Below are 15,654 nucleotides of genomic sequence, written 5' to 3' on the forward strand. Positions count from 1 at the left end.
CAAAACAAGAGAATCACCCAGAAACGCAATCCATTATTTCAGCAAGAGAAACAATACATCAGTCGCTCAAGGCCGGATGTTCGCGCAATGCGCTGACGACAAAATCGACAAAACTGCGGACCCGCGCCGGCGCATTGCGTCCGCCCTGGTACACCACATGGATCGGCAGAGGCGGCAATTCGAAATCGGCCAGGACGATTTCCAGTTCGCCGGCGGCCACGTTGCCCGCCACTTGGTAAGACAGGACTCGCGTCATCCCCAACCCCTGGCAAGCGGCGGTGATCGCCGCCTGGTTAGCCGTCACCACCAGCCTGGGCACGGGCCGGACGGCCAACGCTTGGCCTGAGTCGATGAAGGTCCAGCTTTTGACCTGGCCAATGGCCGACGACGCGACCACGGGCATTCGCTCCAGGTCATCCGGATGCCGGGGCCGCCCGTGGCGTGCGAAGAAGTCCGGGGAACCGCACACCACTCGCCGTACTTCGCCGACCCGCACCGCGTGCAGGTTGCTGTCCGGCAGTTCGCCAATGCGCAGGGCAACGTCGATGCCCTCCTCCACCAGGCTGACCGTGCGGTCCAACAACAAAGCGTTGATGCTGACCTCGGGGAACCGATGCAGATAATCCACCAGCAGCGGCGTGACGAACGACTGGCCGAACAGCACCGGCGCGGTGATCGTCAATTGCCCACGGGGCTGGACGTGGCTACCGGCCGCCGAATCCTCGGCTTCCTGCAAATCGCTCAGGATCCGCCGGCAGTCCTCGAGAAAGCGCTGACCGGCTTCACTCAGGTACACATTGCGGGTGGTGCGCACCAGCAATGGCGTGCCGATGCGTTGTTCCAACCCTGCCACCGCCCGCGTGACACTGGCCGCCGACAGGCCCAGGCGTCGCGCCGCCGCCGAAAACCCCGACTCCTGGGCCACGGCGAGAAAAACCTGCATTTCCTGGAACCTGTCCATCCATCCCCCGATGAGAAATCCTGATACAAGTTTTCCGCGCGCCTCAAAAGCAGCGCTGCGCCGCCATTGTAGAGGCCTGCGCCAGTGAACCACAGCCTAGCGCAGCCGGACACCGGGACATTGGCCGGACCAGCGGCGATGGCCCTTGGTACCATCCCGCCTCATGACAGTTTCATGACCGAAGGAAGCACCTCCTGTGGGAGCGAGCTTGCTCGCGATGGCGTCAGTCAGTCATACGCCATATGGACTGACGCACCGCTATCGCGAGCAAGCTCGCTCCCACAGGGTGGGTATGTCGTTCAATGGATTGGCTTCAACTGAAAGGCCCGTTTCTCGTGAATATCATTTATCGCGCTTCAACCCACCCCCGCGCCGCCCTCATCACCCTGATCGGCTGCGTATTACTCGTTCCCATGGGCCTGCGTCTCGCCCTGGGCTGGTCCGACCCGCTGGGCTATCTGTCGGATCTGGGCGTCGGTGGGTTACTGATCGCGTTGCTTTACCGTCGTCCCTGGTGGCTGGTACTGCCGGTATTGCTGGCCTGGAGCGCATTGACGCTGGCCAGCATCGAATTGGTCAGTGCGGTGGGGCGGATGCCCAATCCTTCGGACATTCATTACCTGACCGACCCGCAGTTCGTTGAAAACTCCACCAGCGGCGGCTTCGCCCATCCGTGGCTGGCCGCGATCCAGTTGGCCGCGCTGGCGTTCTGGCTGATGACCCAATGGACCCGCCGCCCACACCGGGCGCCACGCTTGCCTCGCCACGCCTGGGCCGTGCCGGTGTTGCTCCTGCTGAGCCATGGCGCGCTGCAAGCCTGGCGTCCCAGTGAAGCGGACCAATGGAACGTGTTCAACCTGCCTCACCAACTCGTCACCGCAGGTATCGCCGCCGGGCAGGACCAAGCCCGGCAATGGCTCGACGGCGACGCCGTGGACCCCGCCCCGCCCATGGCGGGGCTGACCCGCCTGGACCTCGATGGCAACAGGCTGCTGGCCGAACCGGGGCGTGCGCGCAACGTTCTGGTCATCGCCCTGGAGGGCATTCCCGGCGCCTACGTGAGTGCCAACCGCCAGGCCCTGAACAGCCGCTATCAGGAAAACCTGATGCCCAATCTCAGCGCCTGGGCCGAGCGTGGCATGAACACTCCCGATTACGTCCTGCACAGCCACCAGACCATTCGTGGCTTGTACGCGATGCTGTGTGGCGACTACGACAAGCTCGACGACGGCACGCCCAAAGGCGTCGAAATGCTCAACCAGACCCAGCGCAACCAGGCCTGCCTGCCGGCCCAGTTGCGCCAGAACGGCTTTTCCACGCATTTCCTCCAGGGCGCGGGCCTGCGGTTCATGGCCAAGGACCGGATCATGCCGCACATCGGCTTTGACACGACCCTGGGCATGGAGTGGTTTACCCGGCCTGCCTATCTGGAGTTTCCCTGGGGCAAGGACGACAAGACGTTCTTCGAAGGCGCACTGGATTACGTCGGACAACTCCAGCAGGCGGACAAACCGTGGATGCTGACCCTGCTGACCGTGGGCACCCACCAGCCGTACTCGGCACCGGATGACTACCTGCAACGCTACGACACCGCCAAGCAGGCAGCGGTGGGTTACCTGGACGATGCGCTGGACAACTTCCTGTCAGGCCTCGAGCGCCAGGGCATCCTCGACAACACCCTGGTGGTCATCACCTCGGACGAATCCCATGGCATCGACGATGTGCGGCTGGCCTCGTCCTGGGGGTTCAACCTGACGCTGGCGCCGGAACCGTTGCCCCGGATCAAGTCAGGCACCTACGGCCATGTGGACCTCACCGCCTCGATCCTCGATTACTTCGGCTTCACGGTGCCCACGTCGTTGTCCGGTCGCTCGATGTTCAGGGACTACCCGACGGGCCGGGAAATCATGTCGTTCACCAACGGCAAGCTGCGCTACCACGACGGCAAGGGCACATTCACCGAATGCGATTTCCTCCAGCATTGCCGTTACTACAGCAGCGAAGGTTTCATCGCCGACCGCGCCACCTACGGCGGACAATACAGCGGCCAGCGCGCCCGATTGATCAGCGCCCGGGCCACGGCCCTGGACCAGACCCTGATGCGCACGCCCCTGAACCAGCACTACCAGTTCGGCAGCGCCGATAAAATCCCGCTGCCGGCCCAGGTCACCAACGACTGGACCGATAACCTGATCGGTGCCCAATACCTGGAAATGCCGAAGGGTTCACAGACCCGCGTCAGCCTGACCATCCGCGCGGTGGAGGCAGACCATGCCGCCTACATTTCCCTCAAGGCCAAGGAGTTCGAGCAGGATGTGTCGATGGACCTGCCGACCGAGGTGGCGGTGACACCCGACCAGCCTCTGGTGATGAACATCAGTTTCGACAACCCACAGCAGCGCAAGGCGTTTTCCTTCCATCTGCTCGGCCATGGCGTCGGCGCCATCGAGATCAGCGACTTCAGCGTCGTGACCGAACTGCCGGACCAGATGGACCAGCCGCAATACCTGGACGATATGCAGGAAGACAGCGAGGCCCAATCCAGTTGAACAAAAAACGCGGCTAATCCAGCAGCCGATGCAGCTTGGCGTACTGCAACAACATGATGGTCTTGCCGTCGCAGATCTCTCCGCTCTCGATCATGCCCAAGGCCTGGTCGAGGGACAGCTCCAGCACTTCGATCTCTTCGCCCTCGGCTTCAAGGCCACCGCCTTCGTGCTGCTTGTCTTCGTCGAAATATTCGCCGACGAAAAAATGCACCCGCTCAGTCACCGAGCCCGGGCTCATGAAGGCGTCGAACACCTTGCGCACGTCCTGGATGATGTAGCCGGTTTCCTCCTGGGTTTCCTTGCGGATACAGGTGTGCGGGTCGTCGTTGTCCAACAGGCCGGCGCAGGTTTCTATCAACAGGTCATCGTGCCCGTTGACGAAGGCCGGGAAGCGAAACTGCCGGGTCAACACCACCGTTTGCTTGGCCTTGCTGTACAGCAGGATGGTGGCGCCGTTGCCCCGGTCATAGGTCTCGCGCGTCAGTTCGCGCCATTGGCCGTTGCGGCCGAGGTAGTCGTAGGTGGTCTTGCGCAGCACGTACCAATCGTCCGAGAGGACTTCGACGTGCTTGATGCGTACGCGATCCTTGATGCTGATTGCCTGTGTCATTTACCCACTCCGTTCAAGGCCAAAGGTCCCATTAGAACTCTATTACAACGATGCAGGCACGCGTGGCAACGCGCGTTTGTGGGCTGTCTTGAGGTAGGCGCGTTCAATGATCTGCCGCGCCTGGGGCGACACCTCTTGGCCCATCAGGTACGCATCGATTTCCTCGTAGCTGCAGCCATACGCCACTTCATCCAACTTGCCGGGCGCCAGGTCTTCCAGGTCCGCGGTCGGCGCCTTGCGCACCAGGTGCGCGGGGGCGCCCATCGCGTCGGCCAACAACCTCACCTGGGTCTTCGTCAGCCCGGACAACGGTGCCAGGTCGCACGCGCCGTCGCCGAACTTGGTGAAAAACCCCATCACCGCCTCTGCCCCATGATCGGTGCCCACCACCAACCCGTCGCTCAGATTGGCAATGGCGTATTGCGCCAGCATCCGTGCCCGGGCCTTGGCGTTGCCTTTGGCAAAGTCGGTGAGTTCGGCCGAAGGCTGCAAGCCATCGATGGCGAGGCTGCCCATCAGCCCGTCGACACACGCGGCGATGTTGCTGGTGGTGATCACGTCCGGCCGGATGAAATCCAGGGAAGCCTGGGCGTCCTGCTCATCGGCCTGGGCCTTGTATGGCAGCCGGACGGCGATAAACCGCGCCGCGTAGTCCTCACCCCGCAGTTGCTCCACCGACAACTGGCAGAGGCGGCCGGCGGTGAGGGAGTCGACGCCGCCACTGATCCCCAGGACCAGGGACTGGCAACCCGACTCGCGCACGATCTGCTTTATGAACTCGACGCGGCGGGCAATCTCGGTTGCTTCGCCGCCCCGTGTGAGTTGGCGGTCGATGCCCAGTTCCCGGGCAATGCTCTCTTGCTGAAACGAAGTCATATCAAGCTCCCAACTGTGGATTGATCAGGGCGACGTTGAACACTTGGGCGGCGTACCGCAGAAACGAGGCATCCTCGCAGACGTTCTTGATCGGGTCGTCAGAGAACTTCACCACCGGTTCGCCGTGGACCCGCACCAGTTTCATGACGATGCTCAGCGGTTCGACACCGTCGACATCGCAAGCCAGGCTGGTGCCCATGCCAAAACCGAATTTGGCCTTGCCACGAACATGCCGCAGGATCGGCAGGCACTTTTCGAAGTTGAGGCCATCGGAGAACATCAGGTCCTTGGTGCGTGGATCGATGCCCAGTTCCTGGTAGCGCCCCAACACCTTGTCGGCCCAGACGATCGGGTCACCGGAATCCTGGCGCAGGCCGTCATAGAGCTTGGCAAAGTACAGGTCGAAATCCTTGAGGAAAAAGTCGGTGCTGATGCAGTCCGTCAGGGCGATACCGAGGCGGCCGCGATATTCGCGCACCCAATTTTCCAACGCCGCGTTCTGGCTCTCGCGCAAGCGCCCGAGTTGCTGGTGCACCATCAGCCATTGGTGAGCCATGGTGCCGATCAGGGGCAGATCGAACTCGTACGCCAGGTGAGCGTTACTGGTGCCGACAAAGACCCCAGGGAAATCGCTGCGCATCACATTCACCACTTCACGCTGGGCCCTGAACGACAGCCGCCGCCGGGTGGAGAAGTCTGAAACGCGAAACTCGGCAAGTTCTTCACGACTGGCATTTTTCTCCAGCCATTCGAACTTCTGGTACAGCTTGCGGGTGACGTCGGCCAACTCGACCTCGGGGTATTTCTCGCGGTTGCGCAGTTCGCTGACCATCGCCAATACCGGTTGCTCGAACATGATGCAATGCAGCATCGGCCCACGGACGCGGATGTGCAGTTGGCCATCGACTTCCGAAACGTGGATGTAGCGCAAATTGAAGCGAAACAGGCCGAGAAACTGTTCGAAGTCCGGGGTCAGGTACTCACGGAAACGCTTGTTGAACAGAAACCGCTGCTCCCCCTCGCGCAACTGCAACCCGGCGAGCTTCTCCAGTTCGACACGAATGTCCGGGATCAGGTGACCGAGCCGCTCCTTGGAACGCACGATGAACTGGTATTCCACCTCGACATTCGGGTGCTGGTGCAAGACCGCCTGCATCATGGTGAAGGTGTAGTAGTCGGTATCCAGAAGACTCTGGATGGTGCCGCTGCTTGAATCGAATGCACTGTCCATGTCTTTTCCTTATGCGTTTGCCAGGCGAATGGTTTCTTCGCGGGTCGCGGCAACCGAGATCCCCGCTTGCTGCATGTCTTGGATGGCCTGAAGGGCGCCCTCCTCACTGATGGCCCGGCAAGCCGGGAGGTGAATGATCACCTTGAAGCCGGCGGCGGCCAGTTGCAGAGCGGTGGTCTTGACGCAGAAATCCAGCGCCAGCCCGCCGACAATGACCTGCTCGACACCCAGGCCCCTCAGGTATTCGATCACCCCGGTGGACAGCTTGCCGTGCAGGTCGTGGTAGCAGGCGCCGTACGGGTGCAAATCCGGCTCGACACCCTTCCAGATGAAATAGTCGTAGTCGTAGGGGGTCGGCAGTTGATCCAGCAGGGCGAAACCTTCGGTACCAGGGACGCAGTGGCTGACCCAGGTGATGTCGGCGTGCTCGAGCCCGGTGGGCACGAACATCTGTGCGTGATCGGCGACCACCCACGGGGCCAGGGGCGAATGGGCGTCCTTGCTGCCGATACGGAGGCTGGCCAGGGACGCGATGAAATTCAGCTCACCGGCAATCTGGTCACCGCCCGGCACCGGAAGCTCATCGGGACATAGCGGCGTGAAGCTCTTTTGCGCATCGACATCGAAGGAAGCGGTTTTCCGGGTCAGGCTGTTCATGCTGGGTTTCTCCTCTTCATGGCCACGAGAGTACACAAGGTGTACTTTCATAACAAGCATTCGTAGAAAATATTTTTGATGCGTTCTTTCTATCCAATCCAAATGGCGCGACAGAAGCAGGTTCCCAAAGAAAAGATTTTACTGATAGAGTACATGTCATGTACCAAAAGAGGATGAGCCATGTTCGAGATAGCCCTTTATGGCGGCGCCTTCAATCCCCCTCACGCCGGTCATGCCCAGGTGATGATCGAGGCCTCATGCCAAGCCAGGCGCGTGCTGGTGGTCCCAAGCCTGCGGCATCCCTACGGCAAGCAGATGGTCGACTACGAGGTGCGCCTGAACTGGCTGGAATCGATCGTCGAGAACGTTCAGCCGCTGTGCCGCGCCGAAGTGCGTGCAAGCCGGGTGGAACAGGTCGTGGCCCGCGGCGTTGAAGGCGCGATCTACAGCTACACCCTCCTCACCCATCTCGCCGACAGCCTGGCTCTGGACGGCAAGCGGATCGCGCTGGTGGTGGGCCAGGATGTCGCGGATCAGCTGCCGACCTTCTATCGAGGGCAGGAACTGCTGGAGCGTTTTTCCATCCTTCGCGTGGAGGAAAAGATCCACGTGCGCAGCACCTTGGTTCGCGAACGACTGGCCTTGGGCGAGCCGCTTCCCACCCACTGGATGGCCCCCGGCATGAACCCGTTAAACTATGACCTTTACGCTACCCACGGAAATCGACATGCCCACTAGCACAGCCCCCGCCCGCGGTTACCTGCACACCATCGACCTCTGTGTGCTGCGCTTCTGCCGGGAGACCCAGGCGCTGGAAATCCTCCTGAACCGACGGGAAGCCGAGCCATTCGCCGGCCATTGGGCGCTACCCGGGATCGTGGTCAATGGTGGCGTCGAAGATCTCACGCTGAACGACGCCGTGGAGCGCCTGCGTAGCTCGAGCAAAGTGGGCATGCCGCTGGCCTGGATCGAACAGGTGGGCACCGTCGGCGACGCCTTCCGCGACCCACGCTGCTGGTCATCCTCGACGTTCTACCTGGCGATTGTCAGCGAGGCGGTCCAGCTCGCCGAACACCAGGGGTTTTTTCCCCTCAAGGATGTCGCCGACGCCTCGATCAAACTCCCTTTCGACCACAACAGCCTGGTGGCCGCCGTCCAGGAGCGATTGCTGTCCAAGGCTCTCTACAGCAGCCTGCCGCTGATGTTCCTGGGCCCGGAATTCAGCGCGCCGGAAGCGGTGAGCATTTTCTCCGTGGTACTCGACCGCCCGGTGCTCAAGACCAGCATGCGCCAGCGTTTGCTGAAGATGACCGAGGCGGGTTATTTGCAGGAAACCGGCCGCAAGAAAAGCGGCGACGGCGGCCGCCCGCAACGCACGGTGGAAAACCTCAAGCCGGGAAGCGTTTATCTTTTTGATCGTTGTTTTCTGGAGTAGGGCTTAGCGGGCCAGCGCAAATGCTGGTGATTATTCGCAGGTGTTAAGTGGACCACAACGTATAAGCACTGCCCTATCCACTCGGAGCCTTGTATGTCATTCATCCTTCGCGTCTGCGCCCTTCTCTTGCTGTCGGAAATCGCCCTCGCTGGCCCTTTGATGGACGCCATCAAAGAGCGCCGCGCCGAACGCCAGCAAGACAGCGCCCCACTGAAACTCCCCGCCGGCGCTACGCTACTAAAAGATCTCCCCTACGGCCCCAACACCCGAGAACGCCTGGATGTCTACCTGCCCCGCAAGCCCAGCAATGCTCCGATCATTTTTATGGTGCATGGCGGCGCCTGGCGAACCGGCGACAAAACCGCCCAGCAAGTGGTGGCCAATAAGGTCAGCCGCTGGGTGGCAAAGGGGTTTATCTTCGTCTGCGCCAACTACCCGCTGCTGCCGGACACCAAGCCCCTGCAACAAGCCCAGGAAGTGGCAAAGGCGCTAGCAATGACGCAAGCCAACGCCGCAAGTTGGGGCGGTTCGGCTAACCATGTGATCGTCATGGGCCATTCGGCTGGAGCGCATCTGGTCGCGCTCCTGGCGGCCTCCCCCTCGTTGGCAGCCGCCCAAGGCGTCAAACCGTGGCTCGGCACCGTCGCATTGGACAGCGCCGCACTGGACGTGGAAAAGATCATGCAAGCGCGGCATATGCGCTTCTACGACGAAGCCTTCGGCAGCGACCCCACCTACTGGCAACAAACCTCGCCATCCTACGTACTGGCGAATGGCGCGACGCCAATGCTCGCTGTGTGCTCCACCCGACGCGACGTAGCCTGCGAGCAGGCGCACCTGTTTGCCACCCATGCCACCGCGCTAACCGTCAGCGTCAGCGTGCTGGAGCAAGGCATGACCCATAAGGAAATCAACCAACTGCTCGGCACCCCCGGCGCCTACACCGAGGAGGTTGAACGCTTTATGGCGAGACTGGATACCGACGTGGCTAAGCGCTTGGGCCGCTAGCGACACGTGCACTGGCGCCGCGTTGCGTGTAGCGCCTATCAATGAGGTGCAACGATGGCCAGCGGTTTCCTGCAATCCCAGTTTGCCAAAGCCGCCGTGCGTTTTTGCGTTAAGCACAGGCAACGAAAATAAACGCAGGGGATTTGATCAGTTCGGCGTTTAAGCCTCGATCCTTCCCAGCACCTCGAGGTTTTCCATGCGCCGTCCATTGTTCACCACCGTACCCGCTCTACTGTGTCTTATCTTGCTGTACACCGCCGCCAGCGAAGCCGCTGAACGCCAGCGCAGCGGTGGTTTTTCCACCAGCCGTGGCCACAGCGGTACTTATCAAACCACTGTCAGCGGTCAGCGTGGTGCCGGGTTAAATCGCCAGCAAACGGTTACCGGCGCCGATGGCAAAACCGTTACCCGCTCCAGCATCCGTCAATACGACCCGGTCAGCGGCCAGTTCAACCGTTCCACCACCGCTGCCAACGGTGATACGCGCACCGTGCAAGGCACTCGAACCGATGGCCAGAATAGCGGCACCTATACCGGCGCCAACGGCAATACGGGAACCTTCAATCAGCAGACCAGTCGCACCGATGGCACGGCGAACCGGCAAACTGAGGTGACCACAGCCGCAGGTAAAAACCTCAGTCGTGACGCCAGTTACAGCTACGATCAAGTCAGTAACACGCTTAACCGCAGTGTAACCGGTAGCCAAGGCAATACCCGCTCGGGCAGCATCACCGTCACCCCCACACCTTAAGGCGCTGCCCACGCCATGACGCCCACCGACGAGCAGCTAATGATCGCCATTGCCAGAGGCGACCAGCATGCATTTGCCACGTTGGTGACGCGTCACCTGCCGCGCGCCTACGCCATTGCCCGGCGTTTTTTTGCCCAGCAGACCGACGCCGAAGACATTGCCCAGGAGGCGTTCACGCGGGTATGGACCCATGCCGCCATTTGGCAACCCGGCCGGGCGCAGTTCTCTACATGGTTGCAGCGTATTGTGGTCAACCTTTGCCTGGACAATCTGCGTCGACATAAACATCGCGCTGAGCAGGATATCGACAGCCTGCTGCACGAGTTGCTCGACCCCAAGACCGACACCGCCGCTACTGTCGAGCGCGCCCGTGAAGCCGCGAAGATTCAACAAGTCGTGCAACGCCTGCCGGAAAAACAACGCATGGCGGTACTGCTCTGCTACTTCGACGAACACAGCAACACACAAGCCGCTGCATTAATGGGCCTGCACCCTAAAGCGCTGGAGGGCCTGCTCGGGCGTGCCCGCCAACAACTGCGGCGCTGGCTGCCCAAAGGCTTGAGCCCGTGCCACGAGGATAAACAGCGATGAACGACGCCGACGACGAGCTGCGCCAGCAACTGGCCAATCAACCCCTCCCACGCCCGCCCCATGGTTTAGCCGCGCGCATCGTGCAAGCCGCCACAGCTCAGCCGCAACGCCAGCCGTGGTATCGCGCCGTGCACCGATGGCGCTATGGGTGGCCAGTGAAAGTCGCCGGCCTGGCCTTGTGCGCAGCGCTGGGCGTGTTGGCTGGCCACTGGGCGACGCCTGCGACCGACGACGATATGCAAATCGCTGCCCACGTCATGGGCGGCCTGTTATGGACAGACGAGCGATGAACAAAACCTGGCTACTGAGCGGCGCCCTGCTGCTTTCCCTCGGCGTTAACGCCTTTCTCGGCGGCTGGCTGCTAAGCCGCCCTAACGCAGTGCCCTTCCTCGAACTGGGGCAGAACCAGCCGGTGAGGGAACTGATTGGCAAGGTGCTGCGTTTACCCGACGAGCAACGTCAGGACGTTCGCGCCGTTATCAGCCAACACGCGCCCGGCTTGCGCAAGCTGGCGGCGCAAGCACGCAGCAATCGACAAGTCATACTTGACCAACTGAGCGCCGACACCATTGATAGGCAACAGGTACAAACCAGCTTCGCCAAACAACGCGAAGCCACCGTGCAACTGCAAACGGCAGCCCAGGTGATGTTGTTGGACATAGCGGAAACATTGCCGCCCGAACAGAGACGGCAATTTATGCGTGAAGGACCGTAGGAATGTGCTGCGGTCATCGAGAAACTGACTCACAAGATTGCACAGCTCAAACGATTGAAGTTTGCCAAGCGCAGCGAGCAGATGAATCCAGGTGCGCCACGCTACCAACCGCTCGAGCGTACTGGACGGCGACCTCGATGAGTGGATTACTTTATAAACGTGTTCTGATTGGATACAGGTGAACAGATCCTGCCCTCAGGGGATGCCGTGTCCTGAAGGGCTTGACGTCCAGCCCTGGACGTCAGACCACGGACAAACTTTATTCCAAATCGACACCCAGAGTGTGCAGGATAAATAAACATTGTCACAGCACCAGAAGAGGCCCGGGTTGCGCGTACCGCCGTGGAATCGATCATCCAGGTTTCCAGATCAATTTCGTACAGAACCTAGCGCCTTTTTCAGCCAGCAAGCGCAAATGCTGGCGCCATCCGCTGCTGCTCATTGCTTGGGATGCCCAGATAGCGCGCGACCCTGGGCCATTTGCTGACGACGCCCTGGAACCTCTCGATGGTTTGTCTGGCATCGTCAGCGGAGACGCGGAAATAACCGGCCACGCTCATTGCCAGATCAAGGTCTATGGCGTTATCGGCCTCTGAAACGTTGAGCCTCAAGCCAGTGTCACCAGGGACAGGGTTCATGTCATACGCAGGCGAAAGACGCCAGCCGCGCCCAGGCTCCAGTAGGAAGCCATGGTTTCGTAGATGATCGTCAGTGTTCGAAACCAGCATGTTAAAGACAATTCTTCGCCAAAGCTCGGGAAGATCCACGTCGGCAGCGGCCCCCTCCCTGACCAATACCTCTGCAATCTCCAGGTAACTGGCCCCTGTCTCATGCCCATCACCATCCTGATGGTCCGTCAGGGTCATCGCTGAAGCAAAGTGCAGCCGACCACCCTTTGCTGTTCTGTCAAAGCGCTTAACCATGAAACAGTGGTACTCACTCGCGTACCGTTGCGCTTTTCCTTCAGCCACATAGAGCCCACAGCCTTGGGCCAATGTGTTGACGACCATCTCCCAGCCGCCCACGTCGTGGGTGTCTCTATTACTGGGAAATTTTCCTATCCAGAGCGCGTGATCGTCATCTACCACACTTGCCTTGGGCCTCGCTCCACCCAGCGAGCCACCTGGAGCAATGAGCATTCGAATCCAGTCCTGACCCTGAGCCCCCCGATCCTCTCCAGCTTCAAATCGACGCGAAGCCTCTTCAAGCTCACGCATGCGGGCCATCGGGGGAGCGGCATGCTCCACATGGTCGTCAAGGAACGCTCCTTCTTCCTCGATTTTGAAACGCAGTCCCCCTACCCGGTAGGCGTCGTGAACCCCGATGAGATAGTCCGAGTCAAACAGCCGTGCGTCCTGCGGTACGACTCCTGCTCTTTTATCCCGCTCCAAGCGACGATCCATCAGCAGTCGCCCCCATCGATCAGGCGAGGAGTCCGATACGCACCCAAAGCAATTTCTCGTTGGATATTGCCGCCCTTCATAAGGCTGAATCCGAGGGTCGATCGCAATCTGAGTGTGAAGGGTTTGAAGAACAGCCCGCGCGTACTCGAACTCCATACGCTCGGAGCCTGCCAATCTGCGGGAATGAAGGGTTCCAAGCAGTACGGGTGCTGTTTCAGCCCAGTCTGCGTAGACGAAAATCCTTTCAGGCATCGTCGTCCCCTAAAAGCTTCTTAGCCAGTTCAGAGCTTGTCTGGCTTCGAGTGTCAGCGGCTGGTGAGGTAGAACTGTTTTCTTTTGCCGAGACGCTGACCAGATTGTCCCAATGAAACTGGGGCAGCCGTACTTTTGGCTTGATGTGCTCGACTGCAGAACGCCCTTTCAATTCAGCATCTTGCAGATCACGGCCTAGTTCATCCGTACGAGCGAGCAATTCAAGGTCCTTCTCCAACCCCAAGGCTACCAATACCGAAACGTAGGCCCCGATGGTCACAGCAGGACTGCCACTTTCCAGCGCCCTCAACGTGGGAGCGCTCATGCCCGCCCGCGCAGCCATTTGCGCCGCAGTGATCTTGCGGCGCTTACGAGCCAGCTCGATCCGTTCGCCAAGCTGGCGCAGGAGCCGCTCAGCGGATGGCATAAGAGGTGCTGTTTTTTTCGGCATGGCAGTATTTTTTCAATTTCTTTGAGGATTTGAAAAAATACTAGCACATAGAGGGTTGGTATCTGCCCCTAACGAGAAAATGTGAAAGTATTTTTTCAAATCGTCAAAGAAAATCAAAAAATACCTTCAAGCCAAATTTTGGTCTCTCAAAGGATCAGCGCAGATGTCAGGTCGGTTTTCTCTTCAGCTGTTCAGTGAAGGGTTGAGACCATCAAGGTGTCAGCCATGTGTAGGGACCGATGCGGCTGGACGAATGACGGGTTTAGCAGTGCTAAACCCGACCAGATTCATTACCTAGGATCACCAAGAAGCCTGGCTCTTGGAGACGACTCACTCCACCGTCACAGACTTCGCCAAGTTACGCGGCTGGTCCACATCAGTCCCCTTGAGCACCGCGACGTAGTACGACAGCAGTTGCAACGGGATGGTATAGAGGATCGGCGACAGGATGTCGTGGATGTGCGGCATGTGCACCACGTGGGTACCTTCACCGTTGGTCATGCCGGCTTGTTCGTCTGCAAAGACAATCAACTGGCCGCCACGGGCGCGCACTTCCTGCAGGTTGGACTTGAGCTTTTCCAGCAGCTCGTTGTTCGGCGCCACGGTGACCACCGGCATGTCGTTATCCACAAGCGCCAGCGGACCGTGCTTGAGTTCACCGGCCGGGTAGGCCTCGGCGTGGATGTAGGAGATCTCCTTGAGCTTCAAGGCCCCTTCCATCGCCACCGGGAATTGCGCGCCGCGCCCGAGGAACAGGGTGTGGTTTTTCTCGGCGAACAGCTCGGCGATTTTTTCCACGGTGCTGTCCATGGCCAGGGCTTCGCCCAGGCGGGCCGGTAGGCGGCGCAGTTCTTCCACCAGTTTGGCCTCGACGCCCTCGCCCAGCGTGCCGCGGACCTGGCCCAGGGACAGGGTCAGCAGCAGCAGGCCCACCAGTTGCGTGGTGAATGCCTTGGTCGATGCCACGCCGATCTCACGGCCGGCCTGGGTCAACAGGGTCAGGTCGGACTCGCGCACCAGCGAGCTGATGCCGACGTTGCAGATCGCCAGGCTGGCGAGGAAACCCAGTTCCTTGGCGTTGCGCAGGGCCGCCAGGGTGTCGGCGGTTTCCCCGGACTGGGAAATGGTGACGAACAAGGTGTCCGGCTGCACCACGACCTTGCGGTAACGGAACTCACTGGCCACTTCGACCTGGCACGGAATACCGGCCAGTTCTTCGAGCCAGTAACGGGCGACCATCCCGGCGTGATAGCTGGTGCCACAGGCGACGATTTGCACGTTACGCACCTTGGCGAACAGTTCGGCCGCCTGTGGACCGAACGCCTGGACCAGCACCTGGCTCTGGCTCATGCGGCCTTCCAGGGTGCGCTGCACCACGGCCGGTTGTTCGTGGATTTCCTTGAGCATGAAGTGGCGGAACTCGCCCTTGTCGGCGGCTTCGGCACCGTCGCGGTACTGAACGGTCTCGCGCTCCACGGCTTTGCCGTCGATGTTCCAGATTTGCACGCTATCGCGGCGAATCTCGGCGATATCGCCTTCTTCCAGGTACATGAAGCGGTCGGTGACCTGACGCAGCGCCAACTGATCGGAAGCCAGGAAGTTTTCCCCCAGGCCCAGGCCGATCACCAATGGACTGCCGCTGCGGGCCGCGACCAGGCGATCAGGTTGTTTCGCGCTGATGACCGCCAGGCCATAAGCACCGTGCAGTTCCTTGACGGTGGCCTTGAGGGCCACGGTCAGGTCCACCAGGTCCTTGAGCTTGTGGTTGAGCAGATGGGCGATGACTTCAGTGTCAGTGTCGGAAGTGAACACATAACCGAGCGCCTTGAGCTGTTCACGCAGGGCTTCGTGGTTTTCGATGATGCCGTTGTGCACCACCGCCAGATCGCCGGAGAAATGCGGGTGGGCGTTACGCTCGCACGGCGCGCCATGAGTGGCCCAACGGGTGTGGGCGATACCCAGGCGACCGAGCAGCGGTTCGGCGTCCAGCGCCTGTTCCAGCTCGCTGACCTTGCCCGGACGACGCATGCGCTCGAGCTTCTCGTCGTTGGTGAACACCGCCACACCGGCGCTGTCGTAGCCGCGGTATTCCAGGCGCTTGAGGCCTTCGAGCAAGATTGCTGTGATGTTGCGTTCAGCAACGGCGCCGACAATTCCACACATG

The 15,654-nt window shown here is 60.5% G+C and carries 16 protein-coding genes; 8 read left to right on the forward strand and 8 right to left on the reverse strand.

Annotated elements, in window-relative coordinates:
• Positions 1-58: 58 nt before the first annotated feature.
• Positions 59-961 carry a LysR family transcriptional regulator gene (locus BLU85_RS14585; RefSeq protein WP_092200242.1) on the reverse strand — a complete coding sequence of 301 codons (903 nt, stop codon included), beginning with the start codon at positions 959-961 and terminating at the stop codon, positions 59-61.
• A gap of 335 nt (positions 962-1,296) precedes the next feature.
• Between BLU85_RS14585 and BLU85_RS14590 the strand changes: the two genes are divergently transcribed.
• Positions 1,297-3,510: an LTA synthase family protein gene (locus BLU85_RS14590; RefSeq protein ID WP_170847584.1), complete on the forward strand. Its 2,214-nt coding sequence runs from the start codon at positions 1,297-1,299 to the stop codon at positions 3,508-3,510.
• 13 nt (positions 3,511-3,523) lie between these two features.
• Here the strand turns inward: BLU85_RS14590 and nudK are convergent, their stop codons facing one another.
• From nudK to BLU85_RS14610, 4 genes are read right to left on the reverse strand one after another with little or no spacing between them, the layout of a single operon-like run.
• Entirely contained in the window at positions 3,524-4,120 is a 597-nt protein-coding gene (gene nudK, locus BLU85_RS14595; protein WP_060739927.1) for a GDP-mannose pyrophosphatase NudK, read from the reverse strand.
• Between the two features lie 42 nt (positions 4,121-4,162).
• On the reverse strand, positions 4,163-4,996 hold the full coding sequence (gene nadE, locus BLU85_RS14600; RefSeq protein WP_092200236.1) for an ammonia-dependent NAD(+) synthetase: 834 nt from the start codon (positions 4,994-4,996) through the stop codon (positions 4,163-4,165).
• 1 nt (position 4,997) lies between these two features.
• Entirely contained in the window at positions 4,998-6,227 is a 1,230-nt protein-coding gene (gene pncB, locus BLU85_RS14605) for a nicotinate phosphoribosyltransferase (protein ID WP_092200233.1), read from the reverse strand.
• Positions 6,228-6,236: 9 nt separating this feature from the next.
• Entirely contained in the window at positions 6,237-6,884 is a 648-nt protein-coding gene (locus tag BLU85_RS14610) for a nicotinamidase (RefSeq protein ID WP_092200230.1), read from the reverse strand.
• Between the two features lie 180 nt (positions 6,885-7,064).
• On the opposite strand from BLU85_RS14610, the gene BLU85_RS14615 reads away from it, so the two are divergent.
• From BLU85_RS14615 to BLU85_RS14640, 7 genes are all read left to right on the forward strand, one after another.
• Positions 7,065-7,622 carry an adenylyltransferase/cytidyltransferase family protein gene (locus BLU85_RS14615; RefSeq protein ID WP_092200227.1) on the forward strand — a complete coding sequence of 186 codons (558 nt, stop codon included), beginning with the start codon at positions 7,065-7,067 and terminating at the stop codon, positions 7,620-7,622.
• Positions 7,612-8,319: an NUDIX hydrolase gene (locus tag BLU85_RS14620; protein WP_092200224.1), complete on the forward strand. Its 708-nt coding sequence runs from the start codon at positions 7,612-7,614 to the stop codon at positions 8,317-8,319. Before BLU85_RS14615 ends, BLU85_RS14620 begins: the two co-directional genes overlap by 11 nt.
• Positions 8,320-8,412: 93 nt before the next feature.
• The gene (locus BLU85_RS14625; protein WP_170847583.1) at positions 8,413-9,327 is read left to right on the forward strand and encodes an alpha/beta hydrolase; all 915 of its coding nucleotides are present in this window, start codon (positions 8,413-8,415) and stop codon (positions 9,325-9,327) included.
• Between the two features lie 196 nt (positions 9,328-9,523).
• Positions 9,524-10,078: a hypothetical protein gene (locus BLU85_RS14630; RefSeq protein ID WP_092200221.1), complete on the forward strand. Its 555-nt coding sequence runs from the start codon at positions 9,524-9,526 to the stop codon at positions 10,076-10,078.
• Between the two features lie 15 nt (positions 10,079-10,093).
• Positions 10,094-10,669, forward strand: coding sequence for a sigma-70 family RNA polymerase sigma factor (locus tag BLU85_RS14635; protein WP_092200218.1), 576 nt, complete (start codon positions 10,094-10,096; stop codon positions 10,667-10,669).
• Positions 10,666-10,959, forward strand: a complete 294-nt coding sequence (locus BLU85_RS31160) for a hypothetical protein (protein ID WP_170847582.1) — start codon at positions 10,666-10,668, stop codon at positions 10,957-10,959. Before BLU85_RS14635 ends, BLU85_RS31160 begins: the two co-directional genes overlap by 4 nt.
• On the forward strand, positions 10,956-11,384 hold the full coding sequence (locus tag BLU85_RS14640; RefSeq protein WP_170847581.1) for a periplasmic heavy metal sensor: 429 nt from the start codon (positions 10,956-10,958) through the stop codon (positions 11,382-11,384). The genes BLU85_RS31160 and BLU85_RS14640 overlap by 4 nt, the downstream gene beginning before the upstream one ends.
• 398 nt (positions 11,385-11,782) lie before the next feature.
• Here BLU85_RS14640 and BLU85_RS14645 read toward each other — a convergent pair whose 3' ends face one another.
• The 3 genes from BLU85_RS14645 to glmS form a co-directional block, all read right to left on the reverse strand.
• Positions 11,783-13,039: a type II toxin-antitoxin system HipA family toxin gene (locus BLU85_RS14645; protein ID WP_092200213.1), complete on the reverse strand. Its 1,257-nt coding sequence runs from the start codon at positions 13,037-13,039 to the stop codon at positions 11,783-11,785.
• Positions 13,032-13,490 (reverse strand): helix-turn-helix domain-containing protein, encoded by a 459-nt coding sequence (locus BLU85_RS14650; RefSeq protein ID WP_092200210.1) that lies wholly within the window; start codon positions 13,488-13,490, stop codon positions 13,032-13,034. The genes BLU85_RS14645 and BLU85_RS14650 overlap by 8 nt, the downstream gene beginning before the upstream one ends.
• A 330-nt stretch (positions 13,491-13,820) precedes the next feature.
• Positions 13,821-15,653 (reverse strand): glutamine--fructose-6-phosphate transaminase (isomerizing), encoded by a 1,833-nt coding sequence (glmS, locus tag BLU85_RS14655; RefSeq protein WP_092200207.1) that lies wholly within the window; start codon positions 15,651-15,653, stop codon positions 13,821-13,823.
• Position 15,654 lies beyond the last annotated feature (1 nt).

It is taken from the genome of Pseudomonas sp. NFACC14, assembly GCF_900106885.1.
Classification (GTDB): Bacteria; Pseudomonadota; Gammaproteobacteria; order Pseudomonadales; family Pseudomonadaceae; genus Aquipseudomonas; species Aquipseudomonas fluorescens_AA.